Consider the following 17707-nt stretch of genomic DNA (forward strand, 5'->3'; position numbering starts at 1 on the left):
TCCCTCTCGCGAAACCGGATGAATCACGATAAATTATCCATTGTCGATCCCAGTGTCAACCGGAAGGTTTCTCGGTGCGCGTCCTGTTCACCAGCCCGCCCGGAGTCGGGCATCTCTTCCCCACCGTGCCGCTCGCCTGGGCATTGCGGGCCGCCGGCCACGACGTACTGGTCGGCACCGCCGCCGAAGGACTGGCCGGCGCGGCCCAGGCCGGTCTGCCGGCGGTGGACGTCGCCCCCGGCGCCCCGATCGCCGCCGTGTTCGGCACCGGCACCGGCACCACCGATGAACTTGCCGCCCGGATGCGCGAGCGGGGCCGGCGGATCGCCACCGCCGGCAGCCGTACCGACCCGTTGCTGCTGGAGACCTTCGGACGGGTCTCCGACCTGATGGCGGACGGGACGGTGACGTTGGCCCGCTGGTGGCGGCCGGACCTGGTGGTGCACTCCCGACTGCATCCGGCCGGCCTGCTGGCCGCCCGTGCACTGCGGGTGCCCGCCGTCGAGCACGGGTTCAACCTGTTCCGCGAAGAGGCGCTGGCCGCTCGGTTCCTGCCGTACCTGGCGGCGGCGTACGAGCGCAACGGCGTACCACTGGAGCTGCCCGACCGGGTGGTCCTGCACCTGGCACCGACCGAGCTGATGATCGGCGACGGCGATGGATGGTCGATGCGGTACGTGCAGTACAACGCCGGCGGTGCGCTGCCGGACTGGCTCCGGCTGCCCACCGCGCGCCCCCGGGTGCTGATCACCCTCGGTACCGTGGTGCCGGCGCTGGCCGGGTTGACCGGACTGCGCCGCACCATCGACGCCGCCGCGCAGACCGACGCGGAGTTCGTGCTGGCCCTCGGCGCCGACACCGACGTGACGGCGCTCGGGCCGCTGCCGGGCAACGTCCGGCCCGCCGGCTGGCTGCCGCTGCACCAGGTGCTCGCCGGCTGCTCCGCCGTGGTGCACCACGGCGGCTCCGGGACGATGATGGGCGCGATCTGTTCCGGGGTACGGCAACTGGTCCTGCCGCACGGCGGCGACCAGTTCGGCAACGCCGACCTGGTTCGACGGCACCGGCTCGGCCTGGGCTGCGCACCCGAGGAGGTGACCCCGCAGTTGCTCGCCGAGCTGCTGGCCGAGACCGGTCCGGCCAGTGGGGTGGCCTACGCGGCCGAGCTGATGTCGAGGCTGCCGGCACCGGCCGAAATCGCCACCCGGCTCGCACATCCGGGTGGAATCGACCGCCACGCCGACCAGCTTTCGGCGCTCGCCCCCGTCACCAGCGGTTCGGCCGCACACTGGACCGATGGGTGACGTCGCCGCGGTGCTACTGGTCGATCCGGCGGGTTCCGTGCTGCTGCAGCTACGGGACGGCAACGCGCCGAGCCATCCGCACGCCTGGTGCGTGCCGGGCGGGCACTGCGAGCCCGGGGAGACACCGGAGCAGGCGGCGTTACGCGAACTCGCCGAGGAGACCGGGTTGCGCCCCGAGCACGGGTTACGGTTGTTCTGCCGCCGGCAGCTGAACCCGCAGCGGACGGCGCACTACTACTTCGGCTCCACCCGTGCCCGGCAGTGCGACGTCCGGCTCGGCGAGGGTGCCGCGATGGAGTTCCTGCGGCCGGACCAGATCAGCGACGGCCGGCCGTTCGCTCCCGGCTCGGCGAGCCTGCTCGCCGAATTCCTCGCCTCGCCGCACTACGCCTGGCGGGTCACCGCCCCGTATGATCCGCTCCATGATCCGGGCCGGCGCCAGGTCCGCGCGCTCCACCACCAGGGCGGACGGTAGGTCGTTCCTCAAGTGGGCGGGCGGGAAGACCCGGTACGCCGCCGCCCTCGTCGCCGCGGCGCCGCCGTTCACCGGCAGCTACCGGGAGCCGTTCCTCGGCAGCGGAGCGGTCTTCTTCGAGCTGGCGCCGCAGCGGGCGGTGCTCAGTGACGCCAACCCTGAGTTGATCGTCTGTTTCCGGGAGGTCGCCCGCGACCCCGAAGCGGTGATGCAGCTGCTGGACGAGCAACCGAACACGCCGGAGCACTTCGCGGCGGTACGCCGCCGGTCGCCGACAGACTGTTCCGATCTGGAACGCGCGGTCCGGGTGATCTACCTGAACAAGACGGCGTTCCGTGGGCTGTGGCGGGTCAACCGACGGGGCGAGTTCAACGCGCCATACGGCGCCTACGACCGGCCGTACTACAACCGGCGGGTATTACTGGACGCCGCGCACGCACTGGCCGGAGTTGACCTACGGGTGGCCGACTTCGCCGAGCAGCTCGACGAGGCCGCCGCCGACGACTGGGTCTACCTGGATCCACCGTACGTACCGCTCGGCGGCTGGGCTGACTTTCGGCGGTACACCTCGGCGCAGTTCGGGCCGGCCGATCACGTGCGGCTGCGGGACGCGATGGTACGGGCCAGCCGGCGCGGCGTCCGGCTGACCCTGACCAACAGCGACACGCCGTTCGTGCGGGAGCTGTTCGGCGCGGATTTCCTGATCACCCGGATGGCGACCCGCCGGGACATCAACCTGCAGTCGGCGAAGCGGGGCAGCTGGGATCTGCTCGTCACCAACTATCAGCTGCCGAGTGGCGGATCAGCCCGGTAGGCCGGCCAGGGCGGCCCGGACAGCTTCGCCGAGCGACGTGGTGGGCCGGCCGATCAGTCGGGCGAGGTCGCCGCTGTCGGTGGTCAGGTCGCCCCGGGCGATGCCGACGTCGGAGGCGGCCAGCACGCTGGCGAACGCCTCCGGTACCCCGGCGTCGGTCAGCGCCTTGGCGTAGACGTCGGCCGGAAGATCCTGGTAGCCGATCTCCCGCCCACTGTGCCGGCTGATCTCGGCGGCCAACTCCGCCAGGGTGAAGGGCTCGTCGCCGCCAAGCTCGTACACGGTGCCGGCGGTGCCGGCGTTGGCAGCGGCGCCGGCGGGTGCCGGGGCGGTCAACACCGCGACGGCTGCGGCGGCGAAGTCGGCCCGGGTCGCGGCGGCGACCCGACCCGAGCCGGCAGCACCCAGCACGCTGCCGGTGGCGAGCGCCTGCGGCAGCACCGATCCGGTGTAGTTCTCCAGGTACCAGCCGTTGCGCAGCAGCACGAACGGCAGGCCGCTGTCCCGGATCAGCTGTTCGGTGGCGAGGTGTTCGGCGGCCAACGGGACGCTGCTGGTGTCGGCCTTGAGGATGCTGGTGTACGCGATCAGGTCGACTCCGGCCGCCTTCGCCGCCGCCACCGCGTTGCGATGCTGGTCGATCCGCCGGCCGACCTCGCTGCCGCTGATCAGCAGCAGCTTGCGGGTCCCGGCCAGGGCCGGCCCGAGAGTCTGCGGCTGGTCGTAGTCCCCGTGCCGGACCTGTACGCCGCGTGCGGCGAGGTCGTCGGCCTTGTCCGGGTTCCGTACGACGGCGACGAGCTGCGCCGGTGGCAGTCCGCTGTCCAGCAACTCGTCGACGACCAACCGGCCCAGCTGGCCGGCGGCACCGGTGACAGTGATCATTGTCAGCTCCTAGGTCCCTGCGGGGCGGCCCCACGATCGCCCTCGCCGGTCCGCGCCCGCGCCGCACAGCGAACCCTGCCCGCCGACCGACAACCCGACAGCAGACGACCCGCCGACCGACGATCCGATGGCCGCCCCGGTGGCCGACGTCTTCGCCCGCGGCTGCCCATCACGAGCCACCCTAGACCACATAACGGGCAAATGGGGCACGCTGGCGATGGCTGCCCACAGCGGATGCCACCAGCAGCGAAGCCGGCAGACACCCGGCCGGGCGTCACTGCAGCAGGCTGCCCACCGGCGAGAGCAACGCCCAGCCCAGGAAGGCGGTGTGCCGGTCCATCCGCAACCGCTCACTCTCCAGCACCGTCGGGTCGTCCCGCATCGGCCACATACGAGCCGCGTCCCGCCAGGCGATGTCCCGGGTGAACTCCACCAACCGGTTCTGGTACCAGTCGTCGACCTGCCCGTTGAGCCGGTCGAGGCAGATCTGCCAGCTACTCAGGTAGCTGCGCCGCAGCTGCGGGATCCGGTCGAAGAAGATTTCGTTGATGTAGAGGTAGTCGCGGTGCTGCTCGTCGTTGTCCGGGCCCGACCCGAGCTTGGCCCAGGTGCTCATCAGGGCGAACGGCAGGTCGTAGTTGATGTGCGCGTTCACCCCGGCGGCGGCCGACGGCAACGACCGTACGCTCTCGTCGCGCAGCCGGCTGAACAGCACCTCCCAGGCCGCCGGGGTGTCGCCCCGGTTGCCCCAGCAGCGCAGCGCAGCGAAGTACCGCTCCGCGAACTCGATGTCCAGCAGGGTGAGGAAGTCAGGGTCGGCAAACTCACCGGCCTGCAGCCGCTCGTCGATGGTGCTGGTGATCACCCAGTAGAGATGGTTGAAGTCGGCCACCGGATTGTCGCTGTCACTCGGCGTGGCTGCCTCGAGCAGCTTCTGCAGCGCCGCCAGATCCTCGACCACGCCGGCGACGTCGGTCGGCCGGTGGTTGAGGACATCGATGATCTGGTCATGCACGTGACCCCAGCGGAGTTCTGGCATCGAACGCCTCCAGTCTGCAGTGCTCCCTCGCCCCGGGCGGGCGGTCGTCACCGAAACGGTCGGTCCCTACAGTGGCAGCCGCTGCCAACCCGCAGGTATCGGCGCAACGACGGGTGTCTCACTGGCCGATCCCGCCGCCCCGGTGTGCGGTTTTCCGGCGGCGACGTCAACCGGTCGGGGTGGACCGACCGGTCGGCGGCCGCTACGCACCGGACTGGCAGGTTCACCGTCGGGTATCAGGCACGCGGCTGGTTACGCATGAACACCCGGGTCGCCTCCACCCGCGTCTTGACCTGCAGCTTGTTGAGAATGTTCGACACGTGCACACCGACCGTACGTTCGCTGATGAACAGCACCTCGGCCGTCGCCCGGTTGGTCCGTCCCTCCGCGACCAGTTCGAGCACCTGACGCTCCCGGTCAGTCAGCACCGCAAGCTCGTCCGGCCCGCCCGGAGCGAGCACCTGGCCGGCCCGCTCGACCATCGAGGTCCGCTTCGCGCGGTCGTTGACCAACGCCCGGGCCACCCGTTCGCCGACAGTCGGCGGGCTGGTCAGACCGGTCCGCAGAGTGACCCGTTCCTGGCTGTCCACCTCGGGCATCGGTTCCGACTCACCCGCGCTCAGCGCCACCCGGGCGCGGCGTGCCAGGGCCTGGATCTCCTCGGTGAACGGACGGGCACCGAGCCGCCGGGCGGTCCGGTACGCCGCCTGCAGTGCCCGGGTCGCGTCCGCGTTACGGGTACGGATCCCGTACAGCGCCTCGGCCTGGCGCAACCGGGCGTACGCCGCCGGGTACGGATGGCACCGCCGCTCCCATACCTCGGCGGCCCGCGACCAGAGCACCGGGTCCGACCCGCCGTCGATCCGGCTGATCTCCGCGGCGCAGAGCTCCCGGTAGCCGATCACCGCGTCGCGTACCGGCGCCGCGGTCTCCGTGTTGCTGCTGCGCTCCATCCGACCGACCACCTTGACCAGGCGCTGCACCGCCTGTGGATCGATCGGTGTCCCGCTGGACCGGGCCTCCGCCTCGGCCCGTAGCCCGTGCCAGACCAGCGGCGCCTGCAACCAGACGTCACCTGAGTGCCGCTCGGCCAGGTCGATGCCCTGCTGTACCGCCTCCCGCGCCTCGGCATGCCGGCCACGCCACATGGCCAGCCCGGCGCGCAACGTCAGCAACGGCAGCATGTGCCGCATCCCGCCGCCAGCGGCCAGCAGGGTCTCGATCGCCTCCAGGTCGGACTCCGCACCGTCGAGGTGGCCGAACCCCACATGGATCCGGCAGCGGGCCAGCAGCAGCTCTACCGCGTCGGCCCCGGACGGCCGGTGCCGCAGCGCGGCCGTGATCGCCTCCTCGGCCTCGCTCCACCGGCCGAGCCGGAACAGCCCGTTGGCGGCGGCGGAGAGCAACCGGGTGCCGTAGGTACGGGCCAGCCCGACCCGCTCGGCCCGTTCCGCACCGTGGCGGGCGACCGCGACACCCTCCTCCAACTCGTTGAGGTGGCCACTAAGCAGCTCGGCGAGTTGCAGGTCGGCGACGGCGACGTCCGCCGGGCCGCCGGACAGTTCGGCGGTACGCCGCGCCTGCCGGACCGCTTCCTTGCCCGCCGCCGGGTCGTTGAGGTACGCCTGGCTGTAGCCGAGGGTCACCCCGGCCAGCACCATCGCCGACGCACAGTCGGGCACCCCGGCTGCCAGGTCCAGCGCCTCCTGGGCCCGCCGGCCAGCGTCGGCGTACCGGCAGAGTTGCAGCAGCAGGTCGGCGGAGTGCGCGGCGGCGGCGACCCGCTCGCCGGAGGTGGCGTCGGCCGCGGCCAGCGTCCGGTCGTACTCGCGCTCCGCCTCGGCCAGCTGGCCGACCGCTGTCAGATACCGTGCCCGCAGGGTGTACAGCCAGGACGGCGGCGGGCCGAACAGGTTGGTGGCCAACTGCTCCAGCAGGGTCAGCGCGCGCTCATGCTCGCCGCTGCGGTGCGCCGCCTCCGCCGCGCGTCGACCCAGCGTGGTCGCGTCGAACTCGACCAGCCAGGCCGGCGGGACCTGGTTGGCCAGGTCGACCGCGCTGGCCCAGTGCTCGAACGCCTCGGCGAAACCGTACAGCCGCTCCGCCTCCTCGGCGGCGGCGACCACGGCCGGCAACGCCCGGGTGGTCTCGCCGGCCTCCCGCCAGTGGTACGCCAACCGGGCGTGCTGCAGGTCACCGGTGGGGCCGGCGGCGAGCGCCTCGGCGTACCGCCGGTGCCACCGGACCCGCTCGCCCGGCAGCAGCCGCGGCTCCAGGACCTCCCGGATCAGCGGGTAGCGGAACCGGTACCCGTCCGGCTCGGACAACAGCACCCGCTGGCCGACCGCCTCGCGTACCGCCTGCAGCAGCCGGTCCTCGCCGAGCTGGGCGACCCGGGCCAGCAGGTCGTGAGCGACCGGCTCCACGCCGGCGGCGACCGCATGTGACACGAGCTGGGCGTCGGCCGGCAGGGCGTCGACGTGGGCCAGGGTGATCTCGCTCAGGGTCTCCGACAGGCCGTCCCGGCCGTCCCGGGCGTCCCGGGCCAGCTCCTCGGCGACGAACGGCACCCCACCGCTGCGCCGCCACACCGACTCGGCCAGGTCCGGCTCCGGGTCGCCGCCGAGCAGCTCCGCGACGAGTTGGGCGGTTTCCGTCCGGTCCAGGGGCTCCAGATCCAACACGTGGACCGCCCCGGAACGCGACCGGGACCGGCGTAACTCCAGCAGCATGCGGCGGATCGGATCGTCGCCCCGCAGCGTCTCGGTCCGCGCGGCGCCGAGCAGCAGCAGCCGGACGTCCCCCAGCCCGGCGAGGAGGTACAGCAGCAGATGCCGGGTGGTCAGGTCGGCCCACTGCAGATCGTCCATGACCAGCACCAGGGTCCGTCCGGCGGCGACCGCGCCGAGTCCACGGGTGAGCCGTTCCAGCAGGTCACCGGCTCCGTCGGGGTGCCGGGCCTCGCCGTCCAGCACCGAGATCAACTCGTTGGCCGCGGCGCCGGACAGAACGCCAGCCCGGCCGGCCGCCGGCTGATAACGCCGCAGAGCCTGCCGAAGTGGGTGCAGCGGCGATGAGTCCCCAATGTCCAGACATGCCCCGGAGAGCACCAGGGCACCGGCAGTACGGAGCCGGTCGCTGGCCGCGCTCAGCAGCCGCGACTTACCGATGCCGCTCTCGCCCATGACGAAGACAGCAGCCGTGTTCCCCCGCTCGACCCTACGTAGCGACTCGTGCAACACCTGCAGCTGAGCCTGCCGCCCGACGAAGGGAACCTCGTCGGAGCTGGGGGCCAGCGACCTGCCATCGCGTGACTGTGTCAATCCGATCACCGACATAAAGGGTGGGAGTATCTGACATACGTCGTTCTACAGATCCTAGGGCTGCGCTGGGCTGCGACCGTTTCAGCCGTCCGTCCCGTAGGTCGGTCCACACGGACCGGATCAGGTCCACCCCGGGAGCGGACTGAAGCACCACCACCACCGCGCAGGAGGCGATCATGAGGACGCTCCGCCGCAACTACCGCCGCCCCACCGGCCCGACCCACGCAGCCGGCCCGATCTGCCGTACATCTGTAAGGTCGACCCACCGTTACTGTGCCAACTGCGGAGCGCGACGGAAACCGCCGTCCGGCTGGTCCGTTCCAGCCGCCCGGACCCGCCGCCGCACGGTCAGCGTGCTCTTCGTCGACATGGTCGGCTTCACCGCCCTGTCCAGTCGGCTTACTCCGGAGGAGGTCCGCGACGTGCAGCTGCGCTACTTCCACGCGGTGCGGACGGTGATTCGACGGTGGGATGGAGTGGTGGAGAAGTACATCGGAGACGCGGTGATGGCGGTCTTCGGCATCGCCGGCAACGACGACGATCATGGCGATGGCGGCGCGTACCCGGCGGTGCGGGCCGCTCTCGAACTCGCCGACGCGGTCCGCCGTACCGACTTTCCCGACAATGCGCGGATACGGATCCGGGTCGGAGTGGCCACCGGAGCGGCGGCCATCGACACCGCGGGTGCAGTCGACGGCGGAGTCGGATTCCTCACCGGCGACGTGATCAACGTAGCCGCTCGGCTGCAGGCGCATGCCGCCCCGGGCGATGTCGCCGTGGCCGCGGAGACCTATCGGGCCGCCGGCACGAGGCTCAGGTTCCACCAACAACCACCGATGCCGATCACCGGCCGGATCCAGCCGGTACAGGTGTGGCGGCCGCTGCCGGTTCGGCGGCCGCTGCTCGCAGCGGCCGCCGAACCGGCGGATCAGGCGGTACGTGGGAGGCCCACCGACCACCCACCTACCGAACGGCCGATGTCGGCCGCTCCGGTCGTCACAGCCTCAGACCCCGGCCACCGACCGGATCCAGCTCCGGCTGGACGCCACCGAGGCGTAGTTCTGGTACGTCGACCCGTTGCCGGTCGAGCAGACACCCACCTGCTGCCCGTTGTAGAACTGCGGACCGCCGGAGTCGCCCCGCCAGGCCACGCCGTTCACCCCGGTGCTGCGGATCGCCGGGCCGCCGTACGCGTCGGACGCGCCGTTCGTCGTGGTCCGCACCGAAGCGGCCTTCAGCTGCGCCGAGGCGTCACAGTTGCTGCAGGTCCGGCCCCAGCCGTAGATGGTGTTCGTCGAGCCGACCGGTGGGTTGCTGGACGCCAACGTGACGTAGCTGGTGGAAACCGCCGAGCTCAGGTAGAGCAGGCCGAGGTCGTACCGGCCGTACGTGGCGCTGACCGTGCTGGTCGCGCCACCCGAGGAGCGGTAGACACTGCCCACTCGCACCGACATCGACCCGCCGAGACAGTGCCGCGCGGTCAGCACCCACCGTGAGGCGATGATCGAGCCGGAACAGGCGAACGAGCCGTTCTGGAAGACGGCGGCCGCCCACGGTGCCGAGGAAACCGTGCCGCCGCCGATGATCTGTTGCGGTGCCGCAGCCGCGGCGGACGGGGCCACGAACGCGCCGACCAGCGCGGTCGCGGCGATGGCCAGGGTGAGTCGGATACGCAAGGCTGGCTCCTTAACCGAAGGGGTTGCCCCGGGGGATTCCGGGCCGGTCGGGCCGGTGTCCCACGACGGGGTTCCGTCGGTGGACACCTGCTGTCCGGCGACGCCGGGCAGGCGCCGCACCGGCGACGCGAGTCGCGCATCGGTGATGCCAGAGATTAGGCTTCGACGGTTTCCACGACAAGACTTCGGACCGATTTTTTCTGATAGCGTCCCACGGAGCGACCCGCCCCACGAAGATATGACGTACGCAATATGCATTGTCGTCCGTCACAGTAAGTACGATGATCGGGTGGATGCTCGCCACCCGGCGTTGGCCTGGAGTGGCCGGTGGACCTTGGCGAGCCTGGGTAGACCTGGGCAAGCCTGGATGGGCCGGTGGGCCGGCTCCCGCCGCGCGGGCACCGCCGACATCGGCCCTCCGCACGTGCAGTGGCCGACATCCGGGCCGACGAGTGCACTCTTCGCACCCGCTGTGACACGCCACACCGTTCGCCGTAACGGGAATGGCAAGCGCGACGGCTAGCTTGTGAGATTGGCTGCGCGCCTGCACAGCGGCAGCACTGGCGTACCAGTCGGGTCGCGTCGACCCGCGCCCTACCGCGCGCAGACGACGCGCCCTCGTGGAAGAGGAACCATGACAGCGCTCGCCCAACGGTCCGGCGGGTCCGCACCAGTCACCGTCGTGGAGCCGGCTCCCGGTGAGTTGCTCAGCCCATGGCAGCGGATCCGGCTGATCCTGGTGCTCGGCACGCTCATCGCGGTCGGCCCGTTGACCATCGACATGTACCTGCCGGCACTACCGGCAATCAGCGACGACCTGCAGACCACCGCAGCCGGCGTCCAATTGACGCTGACCGGCACGCTCGCCGGGCTGGCCATCGGCCAGTTGATCATCGGGCCGCTGTCGGACGTGTGGGGTCGACGCCGACCGCTGCTGGTTGGCACCGGTCTACACGTGCTCGCCTCGGTCCTGTGCGCCGTGGCACCGAACATCGCGGTGCTCGGCACGCTGCGGATCGTCCAAGGTATTGGAGCCGCCGCTGCGGCGGTGATCGCGATGGCGGTCGTCCGGGACATGTTCAGCGGGATCGCCTTCGCCCGCATACTGTCCCGGCTGCTGCTGGTCATGGGCGTCGCGCCGGTCCTCGCGCCGACCCTCGGCAGCGCGCTGCTCAGCTGGACGCACTGGCGAGGGGTGTTCGCCGCGCTCGCGGTACTGGGGCTCGCCCTGATCGCGGTGACCGCCCTTGGGCTGCCCGAGACGCTGCCGCCGCACCGCCGCCGTCCGGCCCGGGTGCTGGACACCCTCCTGGTGTACGGAGGCCTGTTCCGGGACCGGATCTTCGTCGGCCTGGTGCTCGTCGCCGGGTTCTCGATGGCCTCGCTGTTCGCGTACGTCGCGGGCTCGTCGTTCGTCCTGCAGGACCAGTACGGTCTCGACGAGCAACAGTTCGGTATCGCGTTCGGGGCCGGAGCGGTCGGCATGATCACCGCCACCCAGCTCAACGTACGGCTGCTCCGCCGCTACTCACCGCAGCAGATCCTGCGGACCTCACTGATCGCCGGGCTGGTGTGCGGGCTGATCCTGCTCGGCTTCGCGGCCACGAACGTCGGCGGGCTACCTGGCGTCCTGATCCCGCTGTGGGCGGTCCTCGCCGCAGCCGGGTTCGCGCTGCCGAACGCTCCCGCGCTGGCCCTGGCCGGCCACGGGGAAGCTGCCGGGACCGCGTCCGCGATGCTCGGGGCGGTGCAGTTCGGTGTCGGCGCGCTCGCCGCGCCGGTCGTCGGGCTACTCGGCACCGGCAGCATCGCCATGGCGACAGTGATCACGGGAGGCGTCCTGGCCGCGCTGATCGTGCTCCTGGTCGTCGTGCGGCCCGGCCGCCTGCCCGTACCCGACCGGACGGCACCGGCACCGGTCGCGCCGCACTGACGTCGGCTCCGGCCCGGGGAGGTGCTTTGCCCCGGGCGCGGCGTGCCCTGTATCCTCGACCGGCGGTGGTCTGGAGCGGCCGCCGAGGAGACTTCGCCTAGTCTGGTCTATGGCGCCGCACTGCTAATGCGGTTGGGGTCTTAAAGCCCCTCCCGGGTTCGAATCCCGGAGTCTCCGCGCTTCGGCGAGGCGTGTATGCTTGCCAGGCACCTGCGCCCGTAGCTCAACGGATAGAGCATCTGACTACGGATCAGAAGGTTAGGGGTTCGAGTCCCTTCGGGCGCGCAAGATCATCAGGGGTCTGACCTGCCGAAACGCAGATCAGATCCCGTCACTGTTGATGGAGTGTGGACGTTCGTTGCCACACCTGTGTGACATCTGCGTCATCACTCTCTGTAGTTGCTCAGTGATCATCATGGCCTTGACCTGGTGTTCGACGGTCCTCCGGCTGGTCCGGCTCCGTTGAGGCTCCTGGTTTTTTCGCCGTCCTGGCGGCCTTGCGGGCGGCGCGCCTGATAGCGGCGCGGCGTTCCCGGGCTGCATTGCGGACGAGTTCAGCGGTGGCCGCGGCGGCCTGATGTTGGGCTGCTGGTAGCACGCTGGTGTACACGTCTGCGGTGGTGTCGATCCGCGAGTGGCCGAGCTGGGCTTGGATGGTTTTGAGATCCGCGCCGGAGTTGTGGGCGAGCGACGCGGCGCCGTGCCGCAGGTCGTGTAGCCGGATGGGTGGCAGGGTGGATTTCTGGACCAGAGTTGGGAACCGTTGGGTGAAGTAGCCGGGGTGGTAGGGCTGGCCGTCGGGTCGGGTGAAGACGTATCCGGTGTCGCGGTAGGTCTGCCGGGCTTCGATCCGTCGGACGGCCTGTTGCTGTTGTTGCTGGCGGTGGTGGGCCAGGGCGGTGGCGGTGGCCTCGTCGAGGGCGACGACCCGCTGTCCCGACGCGCTCTTGGGTGGCCCCTCGTAGACGTGGTGTCCGGCGGACGTTCGCTGCTGGTGGATGGTCAGCTCGTTGGCGTCGAGGTTGGTGTCGGACCAACGCAGGCCGGCGACCTCGCCCCTGCGGAGCCCGCGCAGGCCGATCAGGCGCCAGAGGGCGTGGAGCGGATCGTTGGCGGTGAAGTCGAGGAACGCGGCGAGTTGGGGTGCCGTCCAGACCGAGACCGCCGGCCGGATGCCGGTTTCCTGCCAGGCCGCGACGTTTTCGTCGGTCCAGATGTGCGCTCGGGTCTGGCCCGGGTGGGGCAGTTCGACCCGACGTGCGGGGTTGTCGGTGAGCAGGTCCTCCCGGATCGCCGCGTTGAGGGCGGCTCGGAGCGTGGCACGGACGTGCCTCAGTGTCGATGCCGAGTGGGGCCGGTCGTACTTGTTGCGTTGCCGCGCGATGGCACGGAACGCCGCGTTGAGCTGGCTTGAGGTCAGCTCCGACAGGAGCGTCCGTCCGACGTGCGGGATGAGGAACCGTTCGATGTCGCGGGCGTAGAGCAGCTTGGTGGTCGGGCGCAGCCGTGTCCGGGTCTGGAGCCAGTGCTCCAGCCACCGCGCCACCGTCCAGCTCTGCGCGGTACGGCGCTCCGATGACATCGCCAGCAGTTCGTCACGGGCGCGACGGGCCGCGGCCTGCGACGGGAACCCGCCCCGGCGAATCCGTTGCGGACGGCCGAGAATGTTGGTGGTGGAGCAGTGGAAATACCAACTGCCGTGACCGCGGAGCCTGTCCGAATTTCTGTGTAACGCCCTATCCTGTCCAACTATCGGGCATCGATGGGGATACGGTTCGGGAAGAACAGGTCCAACGCGTTGAGGGCCTGTTTCCAGCCGTGCACGCCGGCGCCTTCGACCAGCCGTGGCGGCGCGGTGCGGGAGTTCGCGGGTCTACCGGCCTCGGCGGCGCGTTGCCGGGCGCGTTTGTCCTCGATGTCGGCGATCGCGAGCCAGATCAGCTTGATCACGGCGTCGTCGGTGGGGAAATGCCCACGGTTCTTGATGATCTTCCGGATCTGGTAGTTGAAACTCTCGATCGCGTTGGTGGTGTAGATGATCCGGCGGACCTCGGGCGGGAACGCCAGGAACGGAGTGAACCGATCCCACGCCCGTTCCCAGACCGCGACCGCGGCCGGGTACCGCCTACCGAGCGGGCTGTCGGCGAAACCGAGCATCGCGGTCTCGGCCGCCTCCACCGTCGGAGCGGTGTAGATGTCCTTCAACGCGGCGGCCATCACCCTACGGTCCTTGTAGGACACGAACTTCGTCGCCGCCCGGATCAGATGCACCACACACGTCTGCACGGTGGTGTGCGGCCACACCGCCTCGATCGCCTCGGGCAGACCGGTCAACCCGTCACAGCAGGCGATCAGCACATCACGCACGCCACGGTTACGCAGCTCGGTGCAGACCTGCATCCAGAACTTCGCCCCCTCGGTCTGCTGCACCCAGATACCGAGGACGTGCTTGACCCCGTCGGTGTTGACCCCCACGACGAGGTAACAGGCCTTGTTACGGACCTGGGCGCCGTCGCGGACCTTCACCATCAACGCGTCGACGTAGACGATCGGGTACACCTCGTCCAACGGCCGGTGCTGCCACGCCTTCACCTCCTCCAGAACTTCGTCGGTGATGGTGGAGACCGTGTCGGGTGACACCTCGGTGCCGTAGACCCGCTGCAGGTGGTGACAGATGTCGCGGACCGTCATCCCACCCGCGTACAGGCTGATGATCACGTCCGACAGGCCACCGAGCCGGCGGGCGTTCTTCGGCACCAGCATCGGGGTGAACGTGCCCGCCCGGTCCCGGGGCACCTTCACATCGACCGGGCCGATCTCGGTCTGCACCGTCTTCGCGGTCGACCCGTTACGCGAGTTACCCGAGCCGTTACCCGACGCGTCACGACGGGCGTAGCCCAGATGCTCGGTCAACTCGGCCCGCAGCCCCCGTTCCAGAACGGCGCGTACCAGCTCGGACAGGAACCCGCCCGGCCCGGTCAGCCGCAACCCGTCACCCTTGACCTGGGCCAGCAACGCGTCCAGGGCCTGCTTGTCGATCAGATCCGCCACCGCCCGGCGGGCCGCCTCACGCGCCGCCGCCTCGTCCGGCACCGCCGCCGCCAGAGGCAGCCGCGGCCCGTCAGCGGCGATCCGCCGCGTCAACGCCGCGACCTCCGCGTCGACATCGACGCCGGAGTCGTACTGCTCCACCGTTGAAAGTGTCATCGAAACTGGTCCTCACTGTGTCGACCGGCTACCCACCGGTCATAACGGACTTCTACTGACATCCGTTACACAGATCTCCCTACAGGCCCATCCAGGGCCGAGAGTCGGCACCAGCCTCCTTGTCTCGGTGATCAAGACGGCTGTGGCCAGCATGGATGAGGTTTTCGACACCCACACGGTCTACGACGCCCCGGACCTGCTGGAGCCGCTCGGCAACCTCTGAAGGAACCGGTGTCGGAAATTTGGGCGCGGTACCGGTTCAAGCGCAACCACTTCGCCAAGTACCTCGGTGCCAGCATCCGCACCGTCTCTAACGTCGGCACGGCGGCCAAAGGAGGTGGGCACGCTCGTGCGTGAGTACACGAACCTGCAGTGGCCGGAAACGCCTTTCGGTGCCGACCAGCGTCCGTTCGGCCGGCACAGGGACATACTCGCCGCGTTTGCCCTGGCCTGGGCGAGCCAGCCCGCCGGGGCGCCGCTGCCAGTCGCGGCGGCCACCGTCTACCTCGGCGTCCGCCGCCACGGCAGCGCCTATGAGGTGGGTGAGGAGAACCTGTCGATCGGCTTTCGGACCGCGTCATCGAGAACCTGGTCGAGATACCCGAGCTGCTCGCACTGACCGACCGGGCACTGACCCGGGCCCGTCGGCACACGGCGATCCTGGCCGGGCATCACCTCGGCGACGAGCTGACCCGCATGGCCGCGCTGTCCGCGGCGCCGCTGCGCGGCGCGGCTGGAGTGCTCGCCGGGTGGGCGAACCGCGCTGTGAAGGGGCGCGGCATGGCAACGATGGTGGACACCGCGATCGAGGCGGGCGACGCTGGTGCGGATGTAGGCATGTCGCTCGATCCGGTCCATCAGCCGATACCGGAATGTGCGAAGTGCGCCGCCGACACCGGCCGGCACGTGCTGGGACGAGGGCTGGCGATCGGACTGACGGCGGCGGTGCACGCCGGCCGCTACCGCTATAACACCCAACACCTGCTCGCCGTGCTCGGCGAGTACCTCACGCACCACAACGGGCATCGGCCGCATCAGGGCCGCAGGCAACGCCCACCTGACCGGGACGCCGTCCCTGCGCCGGTGACCAACCTGGATGCCGTCCGAGTACAGCGCAGGAAGGTCGCCCACGGGTTTATCACCGAGTATGAGCAGGCCGCGTAGCCGAACCCGACTTCTCGAACGACACACGAAAACGTTACACTTCCAGCAGGGCCACCCGCAGGTAGCTGCGCAAACTGTGTCCGGAGAATTCTCCTACACAGCCCCGGTTTCCAGACCGGACACCACCGCACTGGGACCTATATTCATTCCCTCTAACCGAATCTGACTGGGCGAGACGGTAAACCGGCTGAAGCTACCAGCGTCCCAGCGGTATCGGCGCACGCCCTGGAGGTCCACGCCTAGCGCCTGCTCGACGAGCCACTGATGCGGGCCGTCGTGTGCTACCACCAAGACGCGCTTGCCGCCGAAACGCCCAGGTAGGCTGCCGAAGAAGTCGAGCACGCGTGCACGCGCTTCCGCATACCTCTCCTCTCCGGGGAGCTGGGCCAGATCGCTATTACCGGTCAGGATGCCCTCGGCCTCTGCGTCCAACTCAGCCCGTATTGCGGTGAACTCTTTACCGACCAGTTGAAGGAACACCCGCTCCCGTAGTGCTTTGGAAATCTCAATTTCCCGTTTGGTGCCCGCAATCGCTAGCTCCGCAGTCTCGATGGCGCGGGCAAAGTCTGAGCTGAATACGGCATCCGGTGCGAACCGCAGCACCGCGTGACGTGCGGCGCGCGCCTCAGCCCGGCCGCAGGGGGAGAGCCCCATCGCGAAGGGATCCGCGTAGATCCCCTCCGGGTGCTCCGGAGTGCCGTGGCGCAGAAAGAGAACATCGACCTCTTCCGGCCTTACAGGCGGCTCCTGCCATTGGGAACGCCACTCCTCGATAACGTCGAGAACGTCCTCGCAGACCTCCTCAGGCATTTTGCCGCCGATTGATAGCGCGTACCCGGCGTTGCGAAAGCTCGCTTGCAACTTCGCCAGGCGAGATTCATCCATCCGCTGAAGCGGATGGCGTAAGTCGTTGCGCTCGATCAGGTCGCTCATTTCTGCGGTAAACGAGACGATGACAAGCTTGCAGCCGCGGCGCGCGAACCGCAATTCCTCGCTTATCAGCGTTTCGACGTCCTCGAAGACACCATCAACGATCGGCGTGAATCCACTGTCGTGATACGACAATGCAAGGTCGAAGCAAGCCCTCTCGGAGGCGTCCAATGTAAACGCCGCAAAGTCCCGCGGTTGGGCCATGTAACGCACGGAATCGTTGGAGACGCGAACCGCAGGGTTCAACGCGTTCCGTAGCAGAGCTGCTGTCGTGGTCTTCCCGGTGCCAGGAAGGCCTCGGAGAAGCAATGCGAATTGCCTACTCATGACAATACCTATTCTTGTTTTCGATGAGAGAGTCGGGAAGCTTCGTGACTCCGCTGACATCACTCGGGTGCATCTTTTTGAGGGGTGCGCTGTTTACATTCGGCGAGGCCGGGGTGGGGATGCTGGCGGGCTAGGCGGTGTTCTTCCTGGTAACGCTTGTCGTAATATGTCATGTAGTCGTTGAGGTCTTCGTTGGAGACGATGACGCGGAGTTTGAGGATATCTTCTGCTCCCGTGGGGACCATCGGGCGCCGGTGATGCCGAATCTGTCTTCGATGATGTAGCGGCAGGAGCCTTCTATGCGGCCGGTGGCGATGGGCCAGCCGATAGGAGTGCGGACCGCGATGCCCTTACCGTCGGCCTGCATCAGGATCACGTCGGTGGCGGGTAGGTCGGCCCCGGCGTTGCGTGCCCGTAGTGGGTTGAAGTCGTGGGCCCGGCCGGTCAGTTGCGCCCAGCCGATTGTGACCCCGGTCCGAGCGGCGATGATCTGCTGGGCCTGCCCGTAGCCGCCGGTGGCCATGTGGAGGGCGGCCAGGGTACGCATCCGCAGATGCAGCAACACAGCCAATGCTGGGATCACCTGCTCCGGAGACTACTAGAGGATTATTCCGGCATCCTTCAGGTCTT

The 17707-nt window shown here is 69.3% G+C and carries 14 protein-coding genes and 2 tRNA genes; 8 read left to right on the forward strand and 8 right to left on the reverse strand.

The window, feature by feature from the left end; genetic code table 11:
* Nucleotides 1–74 precede the first annotated feature (74 nt).
* The 3 genes from O7543_RS18415 to O7543_RS18425 are packed head-to-tail and all read left to right on the forward strand — an operon-like array spanning nucleotide 75 to nucleotide 2593.
* On the forward strand, nucleotides 75–1304 hold the full coding sequence (locus tag O7543_RS18415) for a nucleotide disphospho-sugar-binding domain-containing protein (RefSeq protein ID WP_281552709.1): 1230 nt from the start codon (nucleotides 75–77) through the stop codon (nucleotides 1302–1304).
* Nucleotides 1297–1779, forward strand: coding sequence for an NUDIX hydrolase (locus tag O7543_RS18420; protein WP_281552708.1), 483 nt, complete (start codon nucleotides 1297–1299; stop codon nucleotides 1777–1779). The genes O7543_RS18415 and O7543_RS18420 overlap by 8 nt, the downstream gene beginning before the upstream one ends.
* Nucleotides 1727–2593 carry a Dam family site-specific DNA-(adenine-N6)-methyltransferase gene (locus O7543_RS18425; RefSeq protein WP_281552707.1) on the forward strand — a complete coding sequence of 289 codons (867 nt, stop codon included), beginning with the start codon at nucleotides 1727–1729 and terminating at the stop codon, nucleotides 2591–2593. The genes O7543_RS18420 and O7543_RS18425 overlap by 53 nt, the downstream gene beginning before the upstream one ends.
* On the opposite strand, the gene O7543_RS18430 is transcribed toward O7543_RS18425, so the two are convergent.
* From O7543_RS18430 to O7543_RS18445, 4 genes are all read right to left on the reverse strand, one after another.
* Nucleotides 2582–3478 (reverse strand): NAD(P)H-binding protein, encoded by an 897-nt coding sequence (locus tag O7543_RS18430; protein ID WP_281552706.1) that lies wholly within the window; start codon nucleotides 3476–3478, stop codon nucleotides 2582–2584. The genes O7543_RS18425 and O7543_RS18430 overlap by 12 nt on opposite strands.
* Before the next feature lie 274 nt (nucleotides 3479–3752).
* Nucleotides 3753–4517 (reverse strand): DUF5995 family protein, encoded by a 765-nt coding sequence (locus O7543_RS18435; RefSeq protein WP_281552705.1) that lies wholly within the window; start codon nucleotides 4515–4517, stop codon nucleotides 3753–3755.
* A 236-nt stretch (nucleotides 4518–4753) separates the two neighbouring features.
* On the reverse strand, nucleotides 4754–7849 hold the full coding sequence (locus O7543_RS18440) for a LuxR family transcriptional regulator (RefSeq protein WP_281552704.1): 3096 nt from the start codon (nucleotides 7847–7849) through the stop codon (nucleotides 4754–4756).
* 995 nt (nucleotides 7850–8844) lie between these two features.
* Complete coding sequence (locus O7543_RS18445) at nucleotides 8845–9516, reverse strand: trypsin-like serine protease (protein WP_281552703.1); 672 nt, start codon at nucleotides 9514–9516, stop codon at nucleotides 8845–8847.
* 634 nt (nucleotides 9517–10150) lie between these two features.
* On the opposite strand from O7543_RS18445, the gene O7543_RS18450 reads away from it, so the two are divergent.
* From O7543_RS18450 to O7543_RS18460, 3 genes are all read left to right on the forward strand, one after another.
* Nucleotides 10151–11449 carry a multidrug effflux MFS transporter gene (locus O7543_RS18450; protein WP_281552702.1) on the forward strand — a complete coding sequence of 433 codons (1299 nt, stop codon included), beginning with the start codon at nucleotides 10151–10153 and terminating at the stop codon, nucleotides 11447–11449.
* 86 nt (nucleotides 11450–11535) lie between these two features.
* A tRNA-Ser gene (locus O7543_RS18455) sits at nucleotides 11536–11626 on the forward strand.
* 35 nt (nucleotides 11627–11661) lie between these two features.
* A tRNA-Arg gene (locus O7543_RS18460) sits at nucleotides 11662–11734 on the forward strand.
* Between the two features lie 118 nt (nucleotides 11735–11852).
* Here the strand turns inward: O7543_RS18460 and O7543_RS18465 are convergent.
* Together O7543_RS18465 and O7543_RS18470 are read right to left on the reverse strand one after the other, a co-directional pair.
* Nucleotides 11853–13031, reverse strand: coding sequence for a site-specific integrase (locus O7543_RS18465; RefSeq protein WP_281552701.1), 1179 nt, complete (start codon nucleotides 13029–13031; stop codon nucleotides 11853–11855).
* A gap of 167 nt (nucleotides 13032–13198) precedes the next feature.
* Nucleotides 13199–14656, reverse strand: coding sequence for an IS256 family transposase (locus O7543_RS18470; RefSeq protein ID WP_281552700.1), 1458 nt, complete (start codon nucleotides 14654–14656; stop codon nucleotides 13199–13201).
* Nucleotides 14657–14993: 337 nt separating this feature from the next.
* Here O7543_RS18470 and O7543_RS18475 point away from each other — a divergent pair, with 337 nt between their 5' ends.
* Complete coding sequence (locus O7543_RS18475; protein ID WP_281552699.1) at nucleotides 14994–15275, forward strand: hypothetical protein; 282 nt, start codon at nucleotides 14994–14996, stop codon at nucleotides 15273–15275.
* A 77-nt stretch (nucleotides 15276–15352) separates the two neighbouring features.
* Nucleotides 15353–15820 (forward strand): hypothetical protein, encoded by a 468-nt coding sequence (locus tag O7543_RS18480; protein WP_281552698.1) that lies wholly within the window; start codon nucleotides 15353–15355, stop codon nucleotides 15818–15820.
* A 93-nt stretch (nucleotides 15821–15913) separates the two neighbouring features.
* Here the strand turns inward: O7543_RS18480 and O7543_RS18485 are convergent, their stop codons facing one another.
* Both O7543_RS18485 and O7543_RS18490 read right to left on the reverse strand, forming a co-directional pair.
* Nucleotides 15914–17137: a histidine phosphatase family protein gene (locus O7543_RS18485; protein ID WP_348650139.1), complete on the reverse strand. Its 1224-nt coding sequence runs from the start codon at nucleotides 17135–17137 to the stop codon at nucleotides 15914–15916.
* A gap of 109 nt (nucleotides 17138–17246) precedes the next feature.
* Complete coding sequence (locus tag O7543_RS18490; RefSeq protein WP_281555825.1) at nucleotides 17247–17648, reverse strand: hypothetical protein; 402 nt, start codon at nucleotides 17646–17648, stop codon at nucleotides 17247–17249.
* Nucleotides 17649–17707 lie beyond the last annotated feature (59 nt).

It is taken from the genome of Solwaraspora sp. WMMA2080, from assembly GCF_027497395.1.
Classification (GTDB): domain Bacteria; phylum Actinomycetota; class Actinomycetes; order Mycobacteriales; family Micromonosporaceae; genus Micromonospora_E.